Origin of the sequence: Actinoplanes sp. NPDC051346 (assembly GCF_040682215.1) — a bacterium.
Classification (GTDB): Bacteria; Actinomycetota; Actinomycetes; order Mycobacteriales; family Micromonosporaceae; genus Actinoplanes.
Genome location: NZ_JBFBAJ010000005.1, coordinates 190,001 through 213,763 on the forward strand (window position 1 = coordinate 190,001; position 23,763 = coordinate 213,763).

Sequence of the window (23,763 nt, forward strand, 5' to 3'; positions counted from 1 at the left end):
AAAGGCGAACCGGTGGTTGCCGCCGCCGGTTCGCCTTCCTTGTCCGCGCGCCGCCCCCGCAGGCGATGCGCAGGGCACGGAGCCTCCCGCCCGGCGGCCCGCACCCAAGTTCGTACCTCTTCTCCCATTAGCACATGCCATCGGCCGATCTGCAAGTGCATAAAGTGCCATGCACGTTGCTCAGAGTTACCGGTACGGTGGGCGCGTGGCAAGACCGACATCGATGGCCGCCCGCCGCGAGCTCGGCGATGAGCTTCGCCGGCTGCGCGGTGAGCGCCGAGGTGCCGAGGTGGCGGCCGCGTTGGGCTGGTCCGAGTCCAAATTGAGCCGCATCGAGACGGCTCGCACCGGGATCAGCGACCCCGACCTGGAACGGTTGCTGCGGGTGCTCGGGGCGGCGGGCGAGCAGCGGTTGCGGCTGCGGGAGCTGGCCGGCCGGGGACGGGCCCGGGTCTGGTGGGCGCCGTACCGGTCGTCGGTCGCGGACCGCTACGACGAGTACGTCGCCTTCGAGGCCGAGGCCGCCGCGATCTGCGAGTGGGAGGCCCAGGTGGTGCCGGGCCTGCTCCAGACCGATGAGTACGCGTACGCGGTCATCGAGGTCGGCGCCGACGTTCAGGATCCGGAGACGGTGCGGCGGCGCACCGCCCTGCGGATGGCCCGTCAGACCGTGCTGACCCGCGAGCCCCCGCCCCGGCTCTGCGTCGTGCTCGACGAGTCGGCGCTGCGCCGCGAGGTCGGCGGCCGGGCCGTGCTGCGCCGTCAGCTCAAGCGGCTGTACGAAGAGAGTCACCGCCCCGGCATCGAGTTGCGGGTGCTGCCGTTTTCCGCCGGCGCCCACGCCGCCCTGGGCGAGGCGTTCATCATCTTCGAGTTCGCGGATGCCCGCACTCCCGTCGTGCACTGCGAGGACCTGGTCGGCGGTCAGCTGCGGACGAAGGAAGCCGACGTGCAGGTCTATCGGGACGCCTTCGACGACCTGCGCGGACGGGCGTTGCCGCTTGAAGCATCGCGGGAGCTCATCGCTCGAACAGGCGACGAACTCGGCTGATTTGTTTTGATCATCGTTGAAACGGATGAGTTTTCATTCGTGAAAGGGCATGACATTGCAGCAGCGCACCCTGACCTGGCACAAGAGCAGCCGCAGCGCCGCCGCGGGGCACTGTGTGGAGGTCGCCGCGGTGGCCTCGGCCATCTTCGTCCGGGACTCCAAGGACGTCGCCGGCCCGGTCCTGGAATTCGGCGCGGAGGGCTGGACGCAGTTCATCGCCGGCGTTCGTGACGGGGAGTTCGACCGCTGACAACCCACTGTGGCGGGTGGGTCTTCGGGCCGCCCGCCACGACACTTTTGTGATCGGTACGACTCCAGCGTGACTTGACGAATTCCCCTCCACCGTGGCTAAGGTGTGCCGAACCTAACTTAGGGATGCCTTAGCAAACGGAGTGCCATGCTCGCCACCTACCTCATCGGCCTGCGCGAGGGGTTGGAAGCCACGTTGGTGGTGAGCATCCTCGTCGCCTTCCTGGTGAAGTCCGGCCGCAAGGACCGTCTCACGCAGGTCTGGGCAGGCGTCGGACTCGCCGTCGCCCTCTCGGTCTTCTTCGGCTGGCTGCTCAGCTACACGTCGACCACGCTGCTGCAGAAGTACGAGCACCGGGAGCTCTTCGAGGCGGTCACCTCGGTCCTGGCCGTCGGGTTCGTCACCTGGATGATCTTCTGGATGCGTCAGGCAGCCCGATCCATCGCCGGCGACCTGCGCGGCAAGCTCCAGGACGCGCTAGCGGTCGGGTCGGTCGCGGTCGCCGTGATGGCCTTCCTCGCCGTGGTCCGCGAGGGCCTCGAGACCTCGCTGATCTTCTATTCCGCCGTGCAGGGCGCGTCGGCCGGCTCCGGGCCGTTGATAAGCCTGCTCGCCGGGATCGTCTCGGCCGTCGTCATCGGCTGGCTGATGTACGCGACCGCCGTGCGGATCAACCTCTCGCTCTTCTTCACCTGGACCGGCGGCCTGCTCATCCTGGTCGCCGCGGGAATCCTCAAGTACGGCGTGCACGACTTCCAGGAAGCGAACGTCCTACCCGGGCTCAATTCCCTCGCGTACGACATCAGCGGCGTGCTCGACCCGAGCGCCTGGTACACCGCCCTGCTCGCCGGCATGTTCAACATCACCCCCACGGCGTCCGTGCTGGAGACCGTCGCCTGGGCCGCGTACGGGATTCCCGTACTCGCGATCTTCCTCTGGCCCGCGCGCGGGAAGGCGCCCGCACCCACTACCGAAACCCCCACCCCGGCGTCCGCGCCTCAGCCGTAGGAGAACCGTTCCATGCGTACCACCCCCTTGCTCGCGCTGGCCGCCGTCGGACTGCTGGGCGGCAGCCTGGCCGCCTGCGACTCCGCCACCAAGGAGTCCGGCACCGGCTCCGCCGCTGCCGCCGGCGGTCCGATCGCCGTCAAGGCCTCCGACACGGCCTGCGAGGTCGCCCGGAGCACCACCGCGGCGGGTACGAGCGTCTTCTCCGTCACCAACGGCGGCAACAAGGTCACCGAGTTCTACGTGTACGCCCCCGGCGACCGGGTCATGGGCGAGATCGAGAACATCGCGCCCGGCCTCTCCCGGGAGCTGCACGTCGAGCTGGCGGCCGGGTCGTACGAGACCGCCTGCAAGCCCGGCATGATCGGCAAGGGCATCCGGGCGGCGTTCACCGTCTCCGGCTCGGCCTCCCCGCTGACCGCCGACGCCAAGCTCGCCGAGGCGACCGCCAGCTACTCGCGCTATGTGAAGAGCCAGACCGCCGCGCTGCTGCCCAAGACCGAGGAGTTCGTGGCGGCGGTCAAGGCCGGCGATGTCGCGAAGGCCAAGGCGCTGTTCCCCGTGACCCGGACGTACTGGGAGCGCATCGAGCCGGTCGCGGAGATCTTCGGCGACCTCGACCCGAAGATCGACGGGCGCGAGGAGGTCATCGAGGAGGGCATGGCGTTCACCGGCTTCCACCGCCTCGAGAAGGACCTGTGGGCGGCGAAGCCCGACATCTCCAAGGACGGCCCGATCGCCGACCAGCTGCTGGCCGACGTGAAGGAGATCGTCGCCAAGGCCAACGCCGAGAAGCTGTCGCCGCTGAACCTCGCCAACGGCGCCAAGGAACTGCTCGACGAGGTCGCCTCCGGCAAGATCACCGGTGAGGAGGACCGCTACTCGCACACCGACCTGTGGGACTTCAACGCCAACGTCGAGGGCTCCAAGGCCGCGATCGCGTCGCTGCGCCCGGTGCTCGAGGAGCGGGACCCGGCCCTGGTCAAGACGCTCGACGCCGAGTTCGCCAACGTCGACGCCGCGCTGGGCGCGCACCGCGCCGGCGACGGCTGGAAGCTGCACAACCAGCTGACCAAGGCCGACCTCAAGGCTCTCTCCGACGCGATCAACGCGCTGGCGGAGCCGGTTTCCAAGGTCGCCGCGGTCGTCTCGAAGAAGTAGGGACCCCTCATGGGAGAAAGCACAGTGTCCCGCCGGCGAGCCATCGCGCTCGCCGGCGTCGGCGTCGCCGGCATCGCTGGTGCCGCCGCAGTTGGCGGCGCTCTTGCCCGCGGCGCTACGCAGGAGGACGTGAGCACTGGCGCCGAGGGCGCCATCGCGTTCACTGGCGCGCACCAGGCCGGCATCGTCACGCCCGCCCAGGACCGCCTGCACTTCGTCGCGTTCGACGTGATCACCAAGGATCGCGAGCGCCTCGTCCGCATGCTGAAGGACTGGACGGCGGCCGCCGCGCGGATGACGGCCGGCCGCGACGCCGGCGAGATCGGGGCCGTGAACGGCATGCCGGAGGCGCCGCCGGACGACACCGGCGAGGCACTCGGCCTGCCGGCGTCCGGCCTCACCCTGACCGTCGGCTTCGGCCCGACGCTGTTTCGCGACGCCCAGGGCAAGGACCGCTTCGGCATCGCCGCGAAGCGCCCGCCGGCCCTCGACGACCTGCCGCACTTCCCCGGCGACGTCCTCGATCCCGCGATCTCCGGCGGCGACCTCTGCGTGCAGGCCTGCGCCAACGACCCGCAGGTCGCGGTGCACGCCATCCGCAACCTCGCCCGGATCGGCATGGGCGTGGTCAGCGTGCGGTGGTCGCAGCTCGGCTTCGGGCGTACGTCGTCGACCTCGCGCAGCCAGGCGACCCCGCGCAACCTCTTCGGCTTCAAGGACGGCACCGCCAACCTGAAGGCCGAAGAGACCGAGCTGATCGAGCAGCACCTCTGGGCGCGCCCCGGCGACGGCCCGGAGTGGATGACCGGCGGCTCCTACCTGGTCACTCGCAAGATCCGCATGATCGTGGAGACCTGGGACCGCTCGTCGCTGACCGAGCAGGAGGCGATCGTCGGCCGGCACAAGGGCAGCGGCGCGCCGCTGGGCATGGCCGGGGAGTTCGACGAGCCCGTCGTGAAGACCCTCCCCGAGACCTCCCACGTGCGGCTCGTCCACCCGGAGACGAACAACGGGGCCCGGATGCTGCGTCGCGGATACAACTACGTCGACGGCTCCGACGGCCTCGGGCGGCTCGACGCCGGGTTGTTCTTCATGGCGTACCAGCGCGACCCGCGCAAGCAGTTCGTGCCGGTGCAGCTCAACATGGCGCGGCACGACGACATGAACGAATACCTGAAGCCGATGTCGTTGGCGCTGTTCGCCTGCCCGCCGGGCGTCTCCGGCACGGACGACTTCTGGGGTAGGACGCTGTTCGCCTGAGCAGCGGATTCACGCACTCGCGGGTGACTTCGGCCCGGCTCCCGACATTTCCGCGGGCGGATTCGGGGGCCGGCACCGGCGGATTCGGGGGCCGGCACCGGCGGATTCGGGGGCCGGCACCGGCGGATTCGGGGGCCGGCACCGGCGGATTCGGGGGCCGGCACCGGCGGTGAGGCCTGGATTTCCGTCGTCCGCCGGGCCATTATCGTGCGGCGCCACCCGAGTTGATCGACGGGCGGTCACACGGGCCGGAAGGGGACAGTGCAATATTGGATCGCATGAGAGCCCGCGTACTCGTCGTTGACGACGACCCAGCGCTGGCGGAGATGCTTGGCATCGTCCTGCGCAGCGAAGGTTTCCTGCCCTCCTTCGTGGCCGACGGTGAGCGGGCCCTCGCCGCCTTCCGGGAGAACAGGCCCGACATCGTCCTGCTCGATCTGATGCTGCCCGGCATGAGCGGCATCGACGTCGCCCGGGCCATCCGCACCGAGTCCGGCATCCCGATCGTCATGCTGACCGCCAAGAGCGACACGGTCGATGTGGTGCTGGGCCTCGAGTCCGGCGCCGACGACTACGTGGTCAAGCCGTTCAAGCCCAAGGAGCTCGTGGCGCGGATGCGCGCCAGGCTGCGCCGAGGCGAGGACGCCGCGCCGGAGCTGCTGACCATCGGCCCGCCCGGCAACCAGATCACCATCGACGTGCCGGCGCACACGGTTACCCGCGACGGCGAGGAGGTGAAGCTGACGCCGCTCGAGTTCGATCTGCTGGTCGCGCTCGCCCGCAAGCCGCGCCAGGTCTTCACCCGCGAGGTCCTGCTCGAGCAGGTCTGGGGCTACCGGCACGCGGCCGACACGCGGCTGGTCAACGTGCACGTCCAGCGGCTGCGGGCCAAGATCGAACCGGATCCGGAACGGCCGGAGATCATTTTGACCGTACGGGGGGTCGGCTACAAGGCCGGCACCGGCTGATCGTTGGGTGGCCGGAGAATCGTCAGAAGCTGGTAAGCGGCGTGGGGCGGGTTTGAAACCCCGAAGGGACTAACCTTGCCCCCGATGCGTGCTCCCGCCTGGCTCCCGATGCCGATCCGCCGCGCCCTCAGGGTGGTGCGACGGTATTGGCGCGCCGCCGTGCGCCGGTGGATGAGGGTCTCCGCCCCCGCCCGCCGGGCGTGGCGGCGCTCCCTGCACCTGCGGGTCGTCACCCTCACCCTCGTCGCGTCGAGCCTGCTGGTCGGCGGCTTCGGCTGGTTCATCGCCGGCCGCAGCACCGACATCCTGCTCGACCGCGCCGAGGACGAGGTCTACTCGCAGCTGCAGCGCAAGGTCGACTATGCGTACAGGCAGCTCACGGTGCACCGACAGGTGCGCGACCCGAAGCTGCGGACGACCATCAACGACACGGTGACCCGGCTCGCCGACGGCGACCCCGCCGAGAGCGGCGGCGCGATCGTGTCGCTGCGCGCCGACACCTTCCCGGCCGACCTCAAGCCGGTCACGTCCACCAAGATCGACACGACGTCGCTGATCACCCCGGAGCTGATCCGCGACGTCTCCGGCAAGAGCCTGGTGGTCCGGCAGATCCGCACCGCCCAGGTGAGCGGCGTCCAGACCAAATACCTGGTGTACGGCTCACCCGTGCCGACCAGTTTCGGCCACGTCGAGCTCTACTACCTCGTTCCGCTGACCACCGAGGACCAGGCCGCCAACGAGATCCGCACGACGGTCCTGGTCACCGGCATCGCGCTGGTCGTCCTGCTCGGTGTCGTCGCGGGCCTGGTCACCCGCATGGTGGTGACGCCGGTCCGGGTCGCCGCCCGCACCGCCCAGCGGCTCTCCGCCGGCCTGCTCGATCAGCGCATGAAGGTCGACGGCGAGGACGACCTGGCCCTGCTCGCCGCGTCCTTCAACCAGATGGCGGCCAACCTGCAGCGCCAGATCGTGCGTCTCGAGGAGATGTCCCGGCTCCAGCGGCGGTTCACCTCCGACGTGTCGCACGAGCTGCGGACGCCGCTCACGACCGTCCGCATGGCCGCTGACCTGATCTTCGCCGAGCGCGACGAGTTCGACCCGGCCGTGGCGCGCAGCGCCGAGCTGCTCCAGGCCGAGCTGGACCGCTTCGAGAGCCTGCTGACCGACCTGCTCGAGATCAGCCGATTCGACGCGGGCTTCGCCGCCCTCGACGCCGAGCACACCGACCTGGTGCCGATCGTCGAGCGGGTCGCCGAGCGCCTCGCCGGCCTCGCCGAGCGGGTGGGCGTGACGATCGACCTACGCCTGCCGGACACACCGGTCATCGCGGAGGTCGATCCCCGCCGGGTCGAGCGGGTCCTGCGCAACCTGATCGGCAACGCCGTCGAACACGGCGAACGCAAGCCGGTCGAGGTCACCCTGGCCACCGACGAGGCGGCGGTCGCCATCACCGTGCGCGACCACGGCGTCGGCCTCCACCCGGGCGAGGAACGCCTGGTCTTCAACCGCTTCTGGCGCGCCGACCCGTCCCGCGCACGCCAGACGGGCGGCACCGGCCTCGGCCTGTCCATCTCGGTCGAGGACGCCCGCCTGCACGGCGGCTGGCTCGAGGCCTGGGGAGAACCCGGCGGCGGCGCCCAGTTCCGGCTCACCCTGCCGGTGCGCTCGGGCGACCGGTTGGTCGCCGCCCCCCTGCCCCTGATACCCCGGGACCGCGCCGTCGACGAGATCACCGCGTCACCGAATTCCGACTACCGCGCGGTGGCCGCGACCTCCGCATCCCCCCTCGCCGCGTCGCCCACCGTTGATCCGGTCGCTTCCGTCACCGCAGCGCCTGACGCGGATCCGGCCGCTTCCGTCGCCGCGTCGCCCACCGTTGATCCGGTCGCTTCCGTTGCCGCAGCGTCTGGCGGGGATCCGGCCGTTTCCGTCGCTGCGGCGTCTGACCGGGATCCGGTCGCTTCCGTCGCCGCATCTGGTGCTGATCCTGGCGGGGGCGGCGACGATCCGGCCGACCCTGTTGCCGAGCCCGTGGAACCGACGTCGCCGAAGGCCGCCGTCGGCCACGCGGAGGGTGACGCTCCGCCGGGGGACCGGGATGCTGACGGCAAGGACGTCGACGAGCCCGCGGAGGTGGGGCGATGAAGCAGAGCCTGACACGGACCGCGGCGCGCATCCGGCGCCGGTCCGCCGCGCTGGTGGCCGCCACACTGGCCGGAGCCCTGGTGCTCGGCGGCTGCGGCATCCCCGACAACACGGAAATCGTTCAGATCGGGTCGGGCCCGTCCCGGGGCTTCGCCTCCGGCGACGACGCCGCGCCGCCGCGCCATGATCGGACGTCCACCACCGACACGGCCGAGTTCGTGAAGCACTACCTCGAGGCCGCCGGTGGTGATCCCGACGGCGCGCTCGCGCGGGTGAAGAGTTTCCTCTCGCCTTCCGCCGCGACCACCTTCCGGGCGTCCAACGAGATCAAGATCGTGCACCTGGCCGAGGACCCGCTGGTCAACCCCGGCAGTGACGAGGTGACCCTGAAGGTGCGGACGGTCGGGGTGCTCGTGCACAACGGCGTTCTGGACCCGAAGCCCGACCGGGGCGTCGAGACGCTCACGCTCACCGTCAAGACGATCACCGACCAGACCGGCCTCTACGTCACCAAGCCGCCGCCAGGCCTGCTGCTGAGCGACGACGCGCTCAACACCTACTTCGAGCGCCGCACGATCTACTTCTGGAACCAGGACCACACCGCCCTGGTGCCGGACGTGCGCTACCTGCCCAGGGACATGCCGTCCGAGCAGGAACCGCAGCAGATCATCAAGTGGCTCATCGAGGGACCGGCGCCCTGGCTGGACCACTCGGTGGTGTCGCTGCCCGAGGGCACCGCCCTGCTCGGCAACGTGCCCGCCGTCAGCAACGACAAGCTTCAGATCAGCCTGAGCGCGCAATCCGTGCAACCCCCGGAGGATCCGAAGGCGCTGGACTGGCTGCGGCGCCAGCTCATGTGGTCGCTCAAGCCCAACCTCTCCAGCGTTCTGGAACTGAGAATCGGTAACCAGGAGCAGACGGACTACGACGGCAGCGACTACCTCACCAGCAACCCGACATACCGCCTGTCAGACCCGCCCGAGCGCTTCGTCGTGTACGAGGGAAAGATCCGGCGGATGTCGCGGTCGCCGGGTGCCACGGACGCCATCCCGGTGATCCGGCCGGAGGCGAACCGCAACGTGAGGGCGGCGGCGATAGCGCACGGCGTGGGGCAGAGTCCCGGTTCTCGTCGCTATGCGGCCCTGGTCACCGTCGAGAACAACCGCCAGGTGCTCCGGGTGGGTAGCGCGCCCCTCGGTGAACAGGCTGGCCTGCACCGGGTGGAGTTGCGCGGCGGCTCGACCGGCCAGCCGGTCTGGGCCATCTCGTCCGACGATGCGCAGACCGGCGCCATCGGCCTGATCACCATCGGCGGGCGGCTTTACAGCTTCTCGGCGGACGGCTCCCCGATACGGCAGGTCCCGTTGGCCGGCCCGACCGGCTTCATCTCGGCCGTGGCGGCCGCGCCCGACGGCCGCCGGATCGCGCTGGCGATCGGCGGCAAGCTGTACATGGCGGCGCTGAACACCAGCGCCGACGGGCCACAGCTCTCCGACGTCTCGCAGGTCCAGGTGCCGGCGCTACGACTGGTGTCGGCCGTCGACTGGGGGACCGAGACCTCCCTGATAGTGGCCGGCACGCGCGCCGACAAGAACCGCGTCGCCATCATCGACACCACGATCGACGGAACCCAGTACAACGAACTCAAGCCGGACATCGGCACCGACGCGGTGACCTACCTCGCGGCGTACCCGGTGAGCCCGGTCAGCAGCAAGGGGTCACCGGACGTCGTCCAGTACATGGCCAACGGCGCGGCGTTCGACGCGCTGTCGGGTCCCGGGCGCATCGAAGTGAACGACCTGGCGGAGCCGGTGCCCGACCCGGTCCCCGGAGTAGCGCCAGTCGCGCCGTTCTTCCTCCGCTGACGCGCGGTTTCAGCATGGCGGTTCGGATTCGGGCGGGCAGGATATGGGGTTCCCGGTCTGGAACTCCGGCGGGCGAGATCTCGGCGCTTCCGGAGCCCCGGATGAGCCGACTCGGCGCCGACCTCGCCGACCTGGTGCTGCCGAGCGCCTGTGCCGGCTGTGGCGCGGAGCGGGTGGTGTTGCGGCACGGCGCCTGCGAGGCCTGTGTGGCGGTGCTGGAGGCGCTTCGGCCGTACCCGACGATGCCGGAGCCCCCACCGCCTGGAATGCCCGCCTGCGTGGCCGTGGGCGGCTATGCCGGGGCGCTCCGCGGCGTGCTGCTGGCCTACAAGGAGCGGAACCGGCACAGGCTCGCCCGTCCGCTGGGCTCGTTGCTTGCCACCGCGATCGCGGACGCGGCGATCCGTGCGGGAAGCGACCACCGCTCACCGCTGCTCCTGGTGCCGGTTCCCTCCACCGGAAGGGCGGCACGCGAGCGCGGCGGCGACCACATGGCGCGACTCGCGGCACACGCGGCGAGTCGGCTGCGGGCAGCCGGTTGGCAGGCGAATGTCGGACGGATGCTTCGCGCGCTCCCGCGTCCTGACTCCGCGTCACTGACGGTAGCCGAACGGGCGACCTCCGCTGAGAATTCCCTGCGAATCAGGGGTACCCGGATCCGCATTTCGCGGCGGCGACGGACGATCGGAGGCACCCTGATAGTGGTCGACGACATCGTCACGACGGGGGCCACACTGGCCGCGGTGACGGGACGGCTCCGGGAGGCGGACATGCAGGTCGCGGGTGCTGCAGTGCTGGCGGCGACCCGGCTGCGCAAGGTCCGTGGGCCGGCGCGGAACCAGGCCCGCGCCGCAGCGGCGTCACGGCCGAAAGTCCCCGGATCCGTTCCCCGAACGAGGGGTGACGGGCGGCCGTCGGCAGGTTAGCGTCTTGGTGACGAGGGTAAGCGAACTCGCTTACCCGCCACCGGAGCGAAGTCGACCAGATTCTGACCCGCCGCACCGGAAAGGAGTGTCCTCGCAAGCCGTTTCGGTCACGTTCGCGGGATCGCTCCGTGGTTCCCGGCGTCGCCGACACCAGCACACCGCGTCGAAGTGCAAACGTTGGGGGAGGTCACGAGTGGACATTGTCGTCAAGGGCCGCAACGTAGAGGTTCCCGATCACTACCGGGAACATGTCGCCGACAAGCTGGCAAAAGTGGAGCGCTACGACCAGAAGTTGATCAGGGTCGACGTGGAGCTGTTCCACGAGCGCAACCCACGGCAGTCTGACAACTGCCAGCGAGTCGAAATCACGGTCGTGACCCGTGGGCCCGTCATCCGGGCCGAAGCCACAGCGAAAGATTTCTACGGCGCCTTGGACAGCGCCATCACCAAACTCGACGGCCGTCTGCGCCGTGCCGCGGACCGCAGGCGCGTGCACCGCGGACGCCACGCGCCGGTCTCCGTGGCCGCCGCCACCGCCGGTCTGCCGACCGACCTGCCGAGCTTGACGCCGCAGGTCGAGGACACCGCCTCCGCCATCGACCTGGCGGAGCACGACGACAGCCAGCCATGGCGCATCGTCCGCGAGAAAGAGCACCCCGCGGACCCGATGACCGTCGACGACGCCCTCTTCCAGATGGAGCTCGTCGGCCACGACTTCTACCTCTTCCACGACAAGGAGAGCGGTCGGCCCAGCGTCGTCTACCGACGGCGGGGCTACGACTACGGCATCCTCAGCTTGGAAGCGAGCGCTTGAGCTGAGCCGATGGCTGAGCTGATGGCTGAGCTGATGGCCTTCCTTCGGTCGGCGGGGATCCCGCCCCTGGAGGTCGGTGTCGAGGACACCGAAACGAACGAGGCTCAGCCGTGGTTCGTTTCGCCGCCCTCGACACCGACGGGCGGGATCCGTTGTGGTCATCGTTTAGAGCTCGGGCCAGCCGTGGCTGAGCTCGTCAACCGGGCCAGCTGCGGGGGCTCAGGAGCCGGGTCAGCCGCCGGGGCTCAGGAGCCGGGCTGGCGGGGGCTGGTTGTCTGGGCTGGCGGGGGTGTTAGCCGTCTAGGCGGGGGCCGTCGGTGAGGAGGTCTTCGGCCAGGAGGACGAACTGGATGTCGTCGCTGCGGCGGCCTTCGGCGCCGGGGAGGCGGGAGCGTAGGTATGCCTCTCGCTTGAAGCCGGCCTTCTCCAGGACCCGTTGCGATCCCAGGTTCGTCGGCAGGGCGCCCGCGATGAGGCGGGCGATCCCCGTCTCGGCGAACGCCCATAGCGACAGGAGCTGGGCCGCGCGCGTGGGATAGCCGCGGCCCCGCCAGGCGGGCATCATGCTGTAGCCGATCATCGCCTGGCCGGTGCGCGGCTCCTGGTAGTAGAGGCCGATCTCGCCGGTCGGCGTACCCGTGGCGGTGTCGACGATGACCAGGTCCGCGCGGTCGCCGGCCAGCCAGTGCGACGGGGCGAACGCGCAGCGCCGCCGCATTTCGTCGGGGCTGGGCGGGACGGGGGGCACGGTGGTGGCGACGACGTCTTCCTGCGTGTGGAGTTCGGCGTAGAAGTCGAGATCCGAGCCGGCGAGCGGGCGCAGGGTCACCACGCCGTCGGTCAGTTCGCCGCCGGGCAGGTCGGGCAGCAGCCGTTCGACAGGTCCCGGCGGGTCGTCGGCCAGCCGGGCGTAGGCCAGCGCGTCGTCGCGGACGCCGTCGGGGCCGGGCAGAGCCGCCCGGCGCAGGCCCTCGGGCCGGAAGCCGGTCGCCAGCGCGACCCGCTGACTCGCCGCGTTCTCCCGGTGCGTGAGCAGCTCCAGCCGGGCCGTTCCGGTGCCGAACGCGTGCTCGGACAGCGCGCGGACGGCCGCGGTCGCCACGCCTCGGCGTCGGGCCCACGGCCCGGTCCAGAAACCGATCTCCGCCTGTGCCCGACCCGGCTGCACCCGGTCGATGCCGACGGCGCCGAGCAGCCGGTCGGTGACGGGGTCGGCCACCGCGTAGAAACTTCCGCCCGACGCGAACAGCTTCGGCGCCAGGTCGTGGATGTACTCCTCGGCGTGCGCGCGAGTGAAGGGCACCGGGAGCACCGCCACGAAGCGGCGCAGGTCCGGGTCGTTGTAGCCGGCCAGCAGGTCGTCCAGGTCGTCGGGACGTAGGCCGCGCAGCCGTACGCCGTTGCCAGCGATCGCGGGCACCATCACACCAAGCCACCTCTCCGCAGCGACGTCACGGCCCGCCTCGGCGGGCCTTCGAGCAAGTGCCCGCCCATCGGTACGCGATGCCGCCGGCCTCGTGAGATCTTTCAGGTGCCGGACCTCCCCAGCGTGCCGCCACGCGGTGCGATCTCGCCGACATCGATCCTGTACGGCCCGGTCGGCGCCTCGCCGCTGCCGGGCCGTCCCCGGACACGCCCGGGACTCCGGCCGGCGCTCCCGGTTTGCCGGGTACGGGCCCGTGTTGCGTCGAAGCGCAGGTCAGAGCGCCGCAGGCGATCTTTCCTTCGTCCGGACGCACGAGAGCGCCGCTCGGTTGCAGCGTGGAAGAAGATGCGCTGTCAGCGAACTCTCAGCCCCATTTCGTCCTCTTTGCGAGATTACTGGGAGGCTCGGGTCACGCCGCCCGAACCAAGACGCCTACGATGGTTCGGCAGACTGTCTAGGGGAGCGTTGACCCGTGTCGATTTTGGAAAAAGTCCTTCGTGCCGGCGAGGGTCGCCTGGTGCGCCGCCTCAAGGCGATCGCCAATGCGGTCAACTCGATCGAGGACGATTACACCGACCTCACCGACGACGAGCTGCGCGCGCAGACGGAGCAGTTCAAACAGCGCGTCGCCGACGGCGAGTCGCTCGACGACCTGCTGGTCGAGGCCTTCGCGGTCGCTCGTGAGGGCGCGCGTCGGGTGCTCGGCCAGCGGGCGTACGACGTCCAGCTCATGGGCGGCGCCGCGCTGCACTTCGGCAACATCCCGGAGATGAAGACCGGTGAGGGCAAGACGCTCACCGGTGTGTTCCCGGCATACCTCAACGCGCTCAGCGGCGACGGCGTGCACATCATCACCGTGAACGACTACCTCGCTCAGCGTGACGCCGAGTGGATGGGCCGGGTGCACACCTTCCTCGGCCTCACGGTCGGCGTGATCCTGCCCAACCGGCCCGCCGCCGAGCACCGCGCCGCGTACGAGTGCGACATCACGTACGGCACCAACAACGAGTTCGGCTTCGACTACCTGCGCGACAACATGGCGTGGTCGGCCGGCGAGCTCGTGCAGCGCGGGCACAACTTCGCCATCGTCGACGAGGTCGACTCGATCCTCATCGACGAGGCGCGTACCCCGCTGATCATCTCCGGCCCCGGCGAGCACTCCGCCCGGTGGTACGGCGAGTTCGCCGCCCTGGTCGGCCGCCTGCAGAAGGGCAAGGACGGCGAGGGCGACTACGAGGTCGACGAGGCCAAGCGCACGGTCGCCATCACCGAGCGCGGCGTCTCCCGGGTGGAGGACCGCCTGGGCATCGACAACCTGTACGAGTCGGTGAACACCCCGCTCGTGGGCTACCTGAACAACGCCATCAAGGCCAAGGAGCTCTACAAGCGCGACAAGGACTACATCGTCGACGACAACGGCGAGGTGCTGATCGTCGACGAGTTCACCGGTCGCATCCTGCACGGCCGCCGCTACAACGAGGGCATGCACCAGGCCATCGAGGCCAAGGAGGGTGTGGAGGTCAAGCAGGAGAACCAGACCCTGGCGACCGTCACCCTGCAGAACTACTTCCGCCTCTACAACAAGCTCGGCGGCATGACCGGTACGGCGCAGACCGAGGCCGGCGAGTTCAACCAGGTCTACAAGGTCGGCGTCGTGTCCATCCCGACGCACCGGCCGATGATCCGCGTCGACCACCCGGACGTCATCTACAAGACCGAGAAGGCCAAGTTCAACGCGGTCATCGAGGACATCGCCGAGCGCCACGCCACCGGACAGCCCGTCCTGGTCGGCACGGTGTCGGTCGAGAACTCCGAGATCCTCTCGACGCTCCTGCGCCGCCGCGGCATCCCGCACAGCGTGCTGAACGCGAAGTTCCACGCCCAGGAAGCGCAGATCATCGCGCAGGCGGGCCGCAAGGGCGCGGTCACGGTCGCCACCAACATGGCCGGCCGTGGCACCGACATCCTGCTCGGCGGCAACCCCGACTTCGCGGCCGCGGCCGAGCTGCACCACCGCGGCCTCGACCCGGTGGAGAGCCCGGAGGAGTACGCGAAGGCGCTCGAAGAGGTCATGCCGTCGGTGAAGGAAGCCTGCGAGCAGGAGGCGGCCGAGGTCATCGACGCGGGCGGTCTCTACGTGCTCGGCACCGAGCGCCACGACTCGCGCCGCATCGACAACCAGCTGCGGGGCCGCTCCGGCCGCCAGGGCGACCCGGGCGAGTCCCGGTTCTACCTGTCGTTGCAGGACGACCTGATGAAGCGCTTCCGTGCCGGCGCGGTCGAGGCGGTCATGGACCGCTTCAACATCCCGGAGGACGTCCCCATCGAGTCGAAGATGGTGACCCGCCAGATCCGCAGCGCCCAGACCCAGATCGAGGCGCAGAACGCCGAGATCCGCAAGAACGTCCTCAAGTACGACGAGGTGCTCAACAAGCAGCGCATGGTCATCTACGCCGAGCGCAAGCGGGTCCTCAACGGCGAGGACATGCACGACCAGGCCCAGCACATGATCGACGACGTGGTCGCCGACTATGTCACGGCCGCCACCTCCGAGGGGTACGCCGAGGACTGGGACCTCGAGCAGCTCTGGACCAGCCTCAAGCGGCTGTTCCCGATGGGCCGCACCATCGAGGACATCGTCGAAGAGGCGGGCGGCGAGCGCAACAGCGTCGACCAGGACTTCCTCGTCGCGCAGGTCAAGGAGGAAGCGCAGCGGGCGTACCAGGCCCGCGAGGACGAGCTGGGCGAGGAGGCGGTCCGCGAGCTGGAGCGCCAGGTCCTGCTCGCCGTCATCGACCGCAAGTGGCGTGAGCACCTCTACGAGATGGACTACCTGCAGGAAGGCATCAGCCTGCGGGCGTACGCCCAGCGCGACCCGGTCGTCGAGTACCAGCGCGAGGGCTTCGACATGTTCAACCAGATGATGGAGGGCATCAAGGAGGAGGCGGTCGGCTTCCTCTTCAACCTGGAGGTGCAGGTCGAGGAGGCCCCCACGGTCACGGTCGACCCGTCCCAGGCCCGCGCCATGCCCACCGCCGCCGAGCCGGAGCAGCACGTCGAGGTCCGCGCCAAGGGCCTGGGCGGAGGGCGCCGGCCGCAGAACCTTCAGTACACCGCCCCGACCATCGACGGCGAGGCCGGCGCGGGCGCCCCGCAGATCCAGGAGGGCCCGCAGGCGCCCGCCCTGGGCCTCGGCTCCCCGGTGGTCCCGGCCGGCCCGGCCCACACCGGAGCCCACCGCGCCGGCCGCGGCTCCGGCCAGGCGGAAGCGGGCAACGGCCCATCCCGCAACGCCCCGTGCTACTGCGGCTCGGGCAAGAAGTACAAGCGCTGCCACGGCGCGCCCGGCGGCGCCTGACCCATCGCGCTTTCTCGCACCCGGCCTTCACGAGCTCGTTCGTGGAGGCCGGGTGCTTGTGCATGCGGTCCCGCGCGGAACGCGGTTTGGAGCCCAGGACGGCCGCCGCCTCTACCGCTCAGCGGACGCCCCGGGGGCTAGCTCCGGATGTCGCGACAATCTGTCCTGCCTGGCGTGGGTGTTTTCGTCGTGGCGACCGGCTCGGGGGGAGGTGGTCAGATCAGGCGGAGGACGGTCGCGAGCCAGGCTTCGTTGTGTTGCTCCAGGCGGAAGGCCATCGCCAGGGTTCTGTCGCCGATCATCAGCACCACGGCCGCCTCGACCGCGCCGGGGCGGGGTTCGCAGAGGGTGGATCTGACCACCGCGACGGGGGCTGGGCGTCGGGGCCGCGCGTTGCCGGGTGGGTGGAAGAGTCCGGGTGCCCTGAGGCGGGTCTGCGCCACCTTGCGGGCCGCGGCCACGCCCTGGGCCACCACGGCGGCGGCCTCGCGGGGTTGGGCGAGCCTGCGGAGGTGAGCTGCCGGGCGGTAGCCGTTGAGGACCTCGACGCAGGAGCTCACGAAGGTGCGGACCGCCAGTTTGGCGTCGGCGGACGCGCCGGAGACCACCGTCCTGTGGGTCGGCGCGGAGGAGGCGTGCGGGGCGTCGCGGCCCAGGGGCGGGACTTCAACCGTGGGGCGGGACCAGTCCAGGGCCAACTGGTGCGGGGACCACCATCGCTCCGGCTCGCGCTCGTCGTCGAAGGGCGGGTCGCCGCGGTGTGCTCTGCGGAGTCGGAGGGGTGGTGCCGTCCGCTTCTCCTCAGTGACCGTCATGTTGCACCCCGATCCTTGCGTTTGCCTTTGTTTGCCTTCGATGTGGAGTGTCTCGAGGACATGGGGGAGCGTCAATGCCAGGTTCGGATGCTGTGGAAAACCGCGAGAAGCGGGAGCTCCGGGCTCAGTCCTGCTCGCGCTCGGTCAGCGGGTTCTGGTGCACCCACGCCGCCGTCTCGGCGTACTTCTGCTCGATGTATTCCTCGAGCTTCGTCCGTTCCACCCGCCACTGCCCGCGTCCGCCGATCTTTATCGCGGGGAGTTCTCCGCTGCGGACCATGTGGTAGACCTGCGAGTCGGACACGTTCAGCTCGGCCGCCACGTCGGACAGCAGCATGAACCTGGCCTCCACGGGTCCTCCGGTCGTCGGGGCGGCATGGACTGACCTTTAGTTTGCCATCGTTTGCCTGCGATAGGGCCTCGGCATCCCCAGGAGTGGCTCAGGGTCCCGAGGGTTCGGCCGGGAAACCGCCTTCCGGTAGCGTGCGCGGCGGTGTACTACAGGGACGGTTGAGTCTCCAGGGGGATGAGAGTGCCGATCACCGATCTGGTTCGGGTCTACGTGCCCGCCACTGTGCCGATGTTGGCCGCTCTCCGGGATTCCGGCCGGCTCGGTGACGGCCCGGTGGTCGCGCACGCCGTCACCCCCGCGCTCCGGGAGTGGTACGCCGAGGGCGACGAGGAGGAGCTGGAGTACGTCGCCTTCACCCGCGCCGCCCAGGCCGCCCTCCAGCTGCTGCGGCACGAGCCGGAGGCGCCACGCCGCAGGGTGGTGGTGTCGGCCGATGTGCCCGCGGCCGGGCTGATCCGCGAGGACGTCGAGCTGGGGTCGAGCACCGTGCGGCTGCCGCACCCGGTCTCGGTCAAGGAGGTCGCGTCCATCCACGTGGACGGCACCGACGCCGCCGAGGCGGTCGCCGCGGCCGCGGACGTGGTGGAGGAGGCCCTGGCCGGTGATCCCGACGCCCAGTTCACCGTCGACGGCGCCGAGGACCACGAGCTCGAGTGGTACGCGGTCAGCGAGATCGACGAGCTGACCTGAGCCGCCCGACCGGTCAGTCGTCCTTGCGCGTGCCGACCGAATCCGACGCCTGCGCGGGAGAGGCCTGCGCAGGCGCGGACGGCGCCGTGGAAACGGGCTCGGGGGACGACTCGGTAGCCGCAACGGGCGTGCCGAGGGTCCGCCCGACCGCCACCATCGCGGTGAACGCCCCCACGAAGAGCACGACCAGCCCGATATTGAGCCGCGTCCCGCTCAGCACCCGCTGCACGGTCAACTCCAGCTCGCTGACCTTGCCGGCAAGCTCCAGCACGCGCGCTCCCGCCGTACGCGTCAAAAGCTCGGAGACGATGAGCAGCAGTCCCGGGCCGGCGCCCGCGAGGGCGTAGAGCGGCCACCTCACGTCGCTGCCGCCGCGACGGCGTGCGTGGCGCATCAGCCGGTAGGCGACGAGGCCGGCCGCCAGGCCGCCGAGCGCGCCCTGCACGAATCCGAAGTATCCCGCGGCGCTGGCCTGCGAGGCCGCGGTGTTGCCCGCGCCGAGCGCCGGCAGCAGAGAGTCCTGGGCGAAGCTGAGCAGCGCTTGGACTCCGAACACGGCGAGCGCGCCGCCGCAGGCGGCCGCGATGACGCGGGGGTGGCGGAAGCTCGCCAGCGTGCCGCCGATCGTCGCCGCCGCGGCGATGGTGCCGGCGACGACCGCGTAGATCCAGCCCTCGGTGTTGATCGTGAAGATCGCCAGGGCGCCGAGGAGGCCGACCGCGAGGCCGGCTCCGATCGGGAGAGCGAAGCGCACGGTGGGGCCGGGCTCGCGCCCGCCGCGGGTGAGGTATCGCCGGACCGCCACGCCGACGGCCGCGCCGGCGACCAGGCTCGCGGAGACCGCTCCGGGCATCGCGTAGGCGGTGGAGGTCACCTCCATCTCGGCGTTCGCGTGGCCGGTGATGGTGACCCGCGCCGACCAGAGCATCGCGGCCGTCCACAGCATGCTGGCGACCGCCAGGACGATGCCGGGCGAGGACGCCCGTTCCGGTCGCTCCTGGGCTGCTTCAACCCCGGTGACCTCGCTGTCCGCCTCACTCATGGGCATCAGCGTACGCGTTATCCACAGGCCACCTCGACGCCCCGGGAGGGGCGGCCCGAGCGTGCGAGGATGGACCCCGCGACACACCATGTCGACTCAGCAGAACCCCACGAGGCAGAACCCACAAGGTCGAGGAGTACGTGATGGACGCCCACTTTTCCGTGCCAGTGCCACGGAATGAGCCTGTACGCGGTTATGCGCCCGGTAGCCCCGAGCGACTTTCCCTGCAAGCGCGGGTCGAGGCTCTCGCGGCCGAGCGTCTCGAGTTGACGAACACCATCGACGGCGTGCAGCGGATGGGCGGCGGCGAGCGGATCGACGTCGTGCAGCCGCACAACCGGCACCATGTGCTCGGCGTGACCGGCAACTCGACCCACGAGGACGCCGCGGCCGCCGTGGCCGCCGCCAAGCGCGCCGCGCCGGGCTGGCGTGCCCTGCCCTACAGCGAGCGCGCCGCCGTCTTCCTGCGCGCGGCGGAGATGCTCGCGGGTGGCTGGCGGGACACCGTCAACGCGGCCACGATCCTGGGCCAGTCGAAGTCGGCCTACCAGGCCGAGATCGACGCCGCCTGTGAGCTGATCGACTTCCTGCGCTTCAACGTGGCGTTCGGGGAGCGGATCCTCAGCGAGCAGCCGCAGTCGGCGCCGGGCATCTGGAACCGCTTCGATCACCGGCCGCTCGAGGGCTTCGTCTACGCGATCACCCCGTTCAACTTCACCGCGATCGCGGCCAACCTGCCGGCGGCGCCCGCGCTGATGGGCAACACTGTCGTCTGGAAGCCGTCGCCGACCCAGCAGTTCTCGGCGCACTTCACCATGCGGCTGTTCGAGGCGGCCGGGCTGCCGCCCGGTGTCATCAACATGGTCGCCGGCGACGGTCTGGCGGTCTCCGACGTGGTGCTCGCCGACCCGGACCTGGCCGGCATCCACTTCACCGGCTCGACGGCCACGTTCCGCCACCTGTGGCGCGAGGTCGGTTCGAACATCGACCGCTACCGGTCGTACCCGCGGCTGGTCGGTGAGACCGGCGGCAAGGACTTCGTCTTCGCGCACGCCAGCGCCGACGCGGACGCGCTGCACACCGCGCTGGTGCGGGGTGCGTACGAATACCAGGGCCAGAAGTGTTCGGCGGCGTCGCGGGCGTACGTGCCGCGTGGCATCTGGGAGGGCGGGCTGCGGGACCGGCTCGCGGCGACGGTGGCCTCGATCAAGTACGGCGACGTCACCGACCTGTCGGTCTTCGGCGGCGCGGTGATCGACGGCCGGGCGTTCGCCAAGCACGCGGAGGCGCTGGACCGGATCAAGAACAGCGCCTCGTGCACGGTTCTGGCCGGTGGTACGGCCGACGACAGCGAGGGGTGGTTCGTCGCCCCGACGCTGGTGGAGTCGACGGACCCGGCTCACGAGGTCTTCACGACCGAGTACTTCGGCCCGATCCTCGGCGTGCACGTCTACGACGACGCCGACTTCGAGGGCGCGGTGGCCCAGGCCGAGTCGATCTCGCCGTACGCGCTGACCGGTTCGATCTTCGCCAACGACCGCACGATCGTCGACTGGGCGTCGTCGGCCCTGCGCAACGCGGCGGGCAACTTCTACATCAACGACAAGCCGACGGGCGCGGTCGTCGGGCAGCAGCCGTTCGGCGGTGCCCGGGGCAGCGGCACGAACGACAAGGCCGGCTCGGTGCTGAACCTGCTCCGGTGGGTCTCGCCGCGGACGATCAAGGAAACGTTCGAACCGCCGACGGCCTGGCAGTATCCCCACATGGGCTGATTGTCCGGTAAACGGGTCGTCGTCCTTTCTTCAGAGAAGAGAGGGCGACGATCCGAGGCCTTTGCGGCGCTTCCCGACTTCGAGCGCCGTCTGACCGTTTTCGTGCTCCATTCTACCCCGCGAGACCCGTCCTCAAGGGCGAAACGCCCGGTCATGACCCTCGTGGTCGGACTGTCTGTGCGGGACAGTCGCTTGTGGAGACGCAAATTGGACGGATCGGGCGAAATCCTGGACGCCAGAGCCACAAAGTGGCAGCTTAGAAGGCATGCCCGACTCTCAAATCAATCCCACGGCTGCCGCACTGCTCGGCCTGCTGCACGATGGGCCGATGACCGGCGGACAGCTCATGGCGGCTGCCGAACGCCGCCTCGGGCCCTACTGGTCGATGACGCGGAGCCAGGTCTACCGCGAACTGCCGGTCCTCGCCGAGATGGGCTTCGTCCGCCTCGGCAAGCCCGGACCACGGTCCAGCCAGCCCTATGCCATCACCGCCGCCGGCAAGCGAGCATTCAGCCGGTGGCTCGCCGAGGCACCCGGCCGCGATGCGATCCGCAACCCGGTCGCCCTGCGTGTCGCCTTCGGTCAGCAGCACGCGGGTGGCCAGCTCAAGACGCTCTACACCGGTGCCAACGAGTATCACTCGGAGGCCCTGGCGATGGCTCGTGAGCAGGCCAAGGAGGCCAAGAAGGCGGGCGACGCCTACGGCGCCGCCGCGCTCGAGTTCGCCGTCGCGTACCACAAGGCGGCCCTGACTTGGCTCAAGGCCGCACCCGCGGAGTGATGGCGGAACTACGCACCACGGGCCGCCCGGCCACGACAGGGGCCGGGCGGCGTACTCTTAACCGTCGTGAGTGCAGCCGACTTTCCTGAACAGCTCAAGGCCCTCGACGCCACCCTGCGCAACATCGAGAACGTGCTCGACCTCGACAAGCTGCGCCGGGACCGTGCGGAGCTCGAGGAAGAGGCCTCCGCCCCCGATCTGTGGGACGACCAGGCCCGGGCCCAGGACGTGAACTCCCGGCTGTCGTACGTCTCCGGCGAGATCACGAAGATGGAGCGGCTGCGTTCGCGCCTCGACGACGCCACCCTGCTGCTGGAGATGGCGGAGGCCGAGGGCGACGCCGGCTCCGTCACCGAGGTCGGCGACGAGCTGGTGAAGCTTCACAAGGCCATCGAGGAGATGGAGGTCCGCACCCTCCTCTCCGGCGAGTACGACTCCCGCGAGGCCGTCGTGGCCATCCGGGCCGGCGCCGGCGGCGTGGACGCCGCCGACTTCGCCGAGATGCTGCTGCGGATGTACCTGCGCTGGGCGGAGCGCCACGGCTACCCCACCGAGGTGTACGAGACGTCGTACGCGGAGGAGGCGGGCCTGAAGTCGGCGACCTTCGCCGTCAAGGTGCCGTACGCCTACGGCACGCTCAGCGTCGAGTCCGGAACCCACCGCCTCGTCCGGATCAGCCCGTTCGACAACCAGGGTCGTCGGCAGACGAGCTTCGCCGGCGTCGAGGTGATGCCGGTCGTCGAGCAGACCGACAGCATCGAGATCCCGGAGAACGAGATCCGGATCGACGTCTACCGTTCGTCGGGACCCGGTGGACAGAGCGTCAACACCACCGACTCCGCGGTGCGACTCACGCACATCCCGACGGGCATCGTCGTGACGTGTCAGAACGAGAAGTCGCAGTTGCAGAACAAGGCGTCCGCCATGCGGGTGCTGCAGGCGCGGCTGCTCGAGCGCAAGCGCCAGGAGGAGGAGGCGAAGATGGCCGGCCTCAAGCAGGACACCACGGGCTCCTGGGGCGACCAGATGCGTTCGTACGTGCTGCACCCGTACCAAATGGTCAAGGACCTGCGCACTGAGCAGGAGACGGGCAATCCCTCGTCGGTTTTCGACGGCGAGCTCGACGAGTTCATCGAGGCCGGCATCCGCTGGCGCAAGCAGACGCAGATCGCCGGCTGAGCCGGTCGCGACACGCCGCCTGGACGATGAGTCAGGCGGCGTTCACGTTCGGTGCATCTTGCGCCCGCTGTGGGCGAAGATCTGCCCTCACGGACGCGAAAACCGACCACCGGCGGGCTTGGCGTTTCCGTTACACCGCGTAGACTCTCCACCCGTGATTCAGCTCGAGAACGTGACGAAGACGTATCCGAAGGCGTCTCGGCCGTCGTTGGACGATGTCAGCGTCGGTATCGAGAAGGGTGAGTTCGTCTTCTTCATCGGCCCCTCCGGTTCCGGCAAGTCGACGATCATCAAGCTCCTGCTGCACGAGGTGTCCCCCTCGCGCGGCAAGGTCGTGGTGAACGCGAAGGATGTCACCACGATGCGGTCGTGGAAGATTCCGCACTTCCGGCGCTCGATCGGCTGTGTGTTCCAGGACTTCCGCCTGCTGCCGAACCGCACCGCGTACGAGAACGTGGCCTTCGCCCTGGAGGTCATCGGCAAGACCAAGGCCGTGGCCCGTCGGGTCGTGCCCGAGGTGCTCGAGCTGGTCGGTCTCGGCGGCAAGGAGCACCGCTACCCGCATGAGCTCTCCGGTGGTGAGCAACAGCGCGTCGCGGTGGCGCGGGCGTTCGTCAACCGGCCGCTGATCCTGCTGGCGGACGAGCCGACCGGCAACCTGGACCCCGACACGTCGATCGAGATCATGCGCCTGCTGGACCGGATCAACCGGACCGGTACGACGGTCGTGATGGTCACCCACGACTCCAACATCGTCAACCAGATGCGCCGCCGGGTCATCGAGATCGAGAGCGGTCGCATCGTCCGCGACCAGGCGCGCGGCGTCTACGGCTGACACACCGGGCCCCGCCCCCTCAGCTTTCCTGATCTTCGAACGCGGAGTCCCGGAAGGAACCCCCG

At 69.9% G+C, this 23,763-nt stretch carries 19 protein-coding genes and 1 pseudogene; 16 read left to right on the forward strand and 4 right to left on the reverse strand.

The window, feature by feature from the left end:
- Window positions 1-205 precede the first annotated feature (205 nt).
- The 10 genes and pseudogenes from AB0M36_RS14935 (at window position 206) to raiA (ending at window position 11,448) form a co-directional block, all read left to right on the forward strand.
- Window positions 206-1,051 carry a helix-turn-helix transcriptional regulator gene (locus AB0M36_RS14935; RefSeq protein WP_364157049.1) on the forward strand — a complete coding sequence of 282 codons (846 nt, stop codon included), beginning with the start codon at window positions 206-208 and terminating at the stop codon, window positions 1,049-1,051.
- A 49-nt stretch (window positions 1,052-1,100) separates the two neighbouring features.
- Window positions 1,101-1,301, forward strand: coding sequence for a DUF397 domain-containing protein (locus tag AB0M36_RS14940; RefSeq protein ID WP_364157052.1), 201 nt, complete (start codon window positions 1,101-1,103; stop codon window positions 1,299-1,301).
- Between the two features lie 147 nt (window positions 1,302-1,448).
- A complete protein-coding gene (gene efeU / locus AB0M36_RS14945; RefSeq protein WP_364157054.1) occupies window positions 1,449-2,309 on the forward strand; it encodes an iron uptake transporter permease EfeU in 861 nt (286 codons plus the stop codon).
- Window positions 2,310-2,321: 12 nt separating this feature from the next.
- Complete coding sequence (gene efeO / locus AB0M36_RS14950; RefSeq protein ID WP_364157057.1) at window positions 2,322-3,470, forward strand: iron uptake system protein EfeO; 1,149 nt, start codon at window positions 2,322-2,324, stop codon at window positions 3,468-3,470.
- A 9-nt stretch (window positions 3,471-3,479) separates the two neighbouring features.
- Window positions 3,480-4,730: an iron uptake transporter deferrochelatase/peroxidase subunit gene (gene efeB / locus AB0M36_RS14955; RefSeq protein WP_364157060.1), complete on the forward strand. Its 1,251-nt coding sequence runs from the start codon at window positions 3,480-3,482 to the stop codon at window positions 4,728-4,730.
- Window positions 4,731-5,008: 278 nt separating this feature from the next.
- On the forward strand, window positions 5,009-5,698 hold the full coding sequence (gene mtrA, locus AB0M36_RS14960) for an MtrAB system response regulator MtrA (RefSeq protein WP_071802806.1): 690 nt from the start codon (window positions 5,009-5,011) through the stop codon (window positions 5,696-5,698).
- A gap of 171 nt (window positions 5,699-5,869) precedes the next feature.
- Window positions 5,870-7,411, forward strand: a pseudogene (gene mtrB, locus AB0M36_RS14965) (MtrAB system histidine kinase MtrB); the annotation flags it as partial.
- A gap of 428 nt (window positions 7,412-7,839) precedes the next feature.
- Entirely contained in the window at window positions 7,840-9,708 is a 1,869-nt protein-coding gene (locus AB0M36_RS14970) for an LpqB family beta-propeller domain-containing protein (RefSeq protein WP_364157063.1), read from the forward strand.
- Between the two features lie 101 nt (window positions 9,709-9,809).
- Window positions 9,810-10,634 (forward strand): phosphoribosyltransferase family protein, encoded by an 825-nt coding sequence (locus AB0M36_RS14975; protein WP_364157066.1) that lies wholly within the window; start codon window positions 9,810-9,812, stop codon window positions 10,632-10,634.
- Between the two features lie 193 nt (window positions 10,635-10,827).
- Window positions 10,828-11,448 (forward strand): ribosome-associated translation inhibitor RaiA, encoded by a 621-nt coding sequence (raiA, locus tag AB0M36_RS14980; RefSeq protein ID WP_364157069.1) that lies wholly within the window; start codon window positions 10,828-10,830, stop codon window positions 11,446-11,448.
- A gap of 292 nt (window positions 11,449-11,740) precedes the next feature.
- On the opposite strand, the gene AB0M36_RS14985 is transcribed toward raiA, so the two are convergent.
- Window positions 11,741-12,871 (reverse strand): GNAT family N-acetyltransferase, encoded by a 1,131-nt coding sequence (locus AB0M36_RS14985; protein ID WP_364157764.1) that lies wholly within the window; start codon window positions 12,869-12,871, stop codon window positions 11,741-11,743.
- A gap of 475 nt (window positions 12,872-13,346) precedes the next feature.
- Here AB0M36_RS14985 and secA point away from each other — a divergent pair, with 475 nt between their 5' ends.
- On the forward strand, window positions 13,347-16,232 hold the full coding sequence (secA, locus tag AB0M36_RS14990; RefSeq protein ID WP_364157071.1) for a preprotein translocase subunit SecA: 2,886 nt from the start codon (window positions 13,347-13,349) through the stop codon (window positions 16,230-16,232).
- A 215-nt stretch (window positions 16,233-16,447) separates the two neighbouring features.
- Here secA and AB0M36_RS14995 read toward each other — a convergent pair whose 3' ends face one another.
- Window positions 16,448-17,047: an Rv3235 family protein gene (locus tag AB0M36_RS14995; RefSeq protein ID WP_364157074.1), complete on the reverse strand. Its 600-nt coding sequence runs from the start codon at window positions 17,045-17,047 to the stop codon at window positions 16,448-16,450.
- 124 nt (window positions 17,048-17,171) lie between these two features.
- Window positions 17,172-17,384 (reverse strand): helix-turn-helix domain-containing protein, encoded by a 213-nt coding sequence (locus AB0M36_RS15000; protein WP_364157767.1) that lies wholly within the window; start codon window positions 17,382-17,384, stop codon window positions 17,172-17,174.
- Between the two features lie 189 nt (window positions 17,385-17,573).
- On the opposite strand from AB0M36_RS15000, the gene AB0M36_RS15005 reads away from it, so the two are divergent.
- A complete protein-coding gene (locus AB0M36_RS15005; RefSeq protein WP_364157077.1) occupies window positions 17,574-18,089 on the forward strand; it encodes a hypothetical protein in 516 nt (171 codons plus the stop codon).
- A 13-nt stretch (window positions 18,090-18,102) separates the two neighbouring features.
- Here the strand turns inward: AB0M36_RS15005 and AB0M36_RS15010 are convergent, their stop codons facing one another.
- Window positions 18,103-19,131, reverse strand: coding sequence for a hypothetical protein (locus AB0M36_RS15010; protein ID WP_364157080.1), 1,029 nt, complete (start codon window positions 19,129-19,131; stop codon window positions 18,103-18,105).
- A gap of 143 nt (window positions 19,132-19,274) precedes the next feature.
- Between AB0M36_RS15010 and pruA the strand changes: the two genes are divergently transcribed.
- From pruA to ftsE, 4 genes are all read left to right on the forward strand, one after another.
- A complete protein-coding gene (pruA, locus tag AB0M36_RS15015) occupies window positions 19,275-20,903 on the forward strand; it encodes an L-glutamate gamma-semialdehyde dehydrogenase (RefSeq protein ID WP_364157083.1) in 1,629 nt (542 codons plus the stop codon).
- Between the two features lie 265 nt (window positions 20,904-21,168).
- Window positions 21,169-21,684, forward strand: a complete 516-nt coding sequence (locus tag AB0M36_RS15020; protein WP_071802798.1) for a PadR family transcriptional regulator — start codon at window positions 21,169-21,171, stop codon at window positions 21,682-21,684.
- Window positions 21,685-21,750: 66 nt separating this feature from the next.
- Window positions 21,751-22,863, forward strand: a complete 1,113-nt coding sequence (gene prfB / locus AB0M36_RS15025; protein ID WP_364157087.1) for a peptide chain release factor 2 — start codon at window positions 21,751-21,753, stop codon at window positions 22,861-22,863.
- A gap of 154 nt (window positions 22,864-23,017) precedes the next feature.
- The gene (gene ftsE / locus AB0M36_RS15030) at window positions 23,018-23,698 is read left to right on the forward strand and encodes a cell division ATP-binding protein FtsE (RefSeq protein ID WP_364157090.1); all 681 of its coding nucleotides are present in this window, start codon (window positions 23,018-23,020) and stop codon (window positions 23,696-23,698) included.
- The last annotated feature ends 65 nt before the right edge of the window (window positions 23,699-23,763 follow it).

Excerpts from the sequence above, each read along its gene's own strand:
- AB0M36_RS14940 (WP_364157052.1), top strand. The coding sequence starts at position 1,101 with ATGACATTGCAGCAGCGCACCCTGACCTGGCACAAGAGCAGCCGCAGC.
- efeU (WP_364157054.1), top strand. The coding sequence starts at position 1,449 with ATGCTCGCCACCTACCTCATCGGCCTGCGCGAGGGGTTGGAAGCCACG.
- efeO (WP_364157057.1), top strand. The coding sequence starts at position 2,322 with ATGCGTACCACCCCCTTGCTCGCGCTGGCCGCCGTCGGACTGCTGGGC.
- efeB (WP_364157060.1), top strand. The coding sequence starts at position 3,480 with ATGGGAGAAAGCACAGTGTCCCGCCGGCGAGCCATCGCGCTCGCCGGC.
- mtrA (WP_071802806.1), top strand. The coding sequence starts at position 5,009 with ATGAGAGCCCGCGTACTCGTCGTTGACGACGACCCAGCGCTGGCGGAG.
- AB0M36_RS14970 (WP_364157063.1), top strand. The coding sequence starts at position 7,840 with ATGAAGCAGAGCCTGACACGGACCGCGGCGCGCATCCGGCGCCGGTCC.
- AB0M36_RS14975 (WP_364157066.1), top strand. The coding sequence starts at position 9,810 with ATGAGCCGACTCGGCGCCGACCTCGCCGACCTGGTGCTGCCGAGCGCC.
- AB0M36_RS14985 (WP_364157764.1), bottom strand. The coding sequence starts at position 12,871 with ATGGTGCCCGCGATCGCTGGCAACGGCGTACGGCTGCGCGGCCTACGT.
- AB0M36_RS14995 (WP_364157074.1), bottom strand. The coding sequence starts at position 17,047 with ATGACGGTCACTGAGGAGAAGCGGACGGCACCACCCCTCCGACTCCGC.
- AB0M36_RS15000 (WP_364157767.1), bottom strand. The coding sequence starts at position 17,384 with ATGCTGCTGTCCGACGTGGCGGCCGAGCTGAACGTGTCCGACTCGCAG.
- AB0M36_RS15005 (WP_364157077.1), top strand. The coding sequence starts at position 17,574 with ATGAGAGTGCCGATCACCGATCTGGTTCGGGTCTACGTGCCCGCCACT.
- AB0M36_RS15010 (WP_364157080.1), bottom strand. The coding sequence starts at position 19,131 with ATGAGTGAGGCGGACAGCGAGGTCACCGGGGTTGAAGCAGCCCAGGAG.
- pruA (WP_364157083.1), top strand. The coding sequence starts at position 19,275 with ATGGACGCCCACTTTTCCGTGCCAGTGCCACGGAATGAGCCTGTACGC.
- AB0M36_RS15020 (WP_071802798.1), top strand. The coding sequence starts at position 21,169 with ATGCCCGACTCTCAAATCAATCCCACGGCTGCCGCACTGCTCGGCCTG.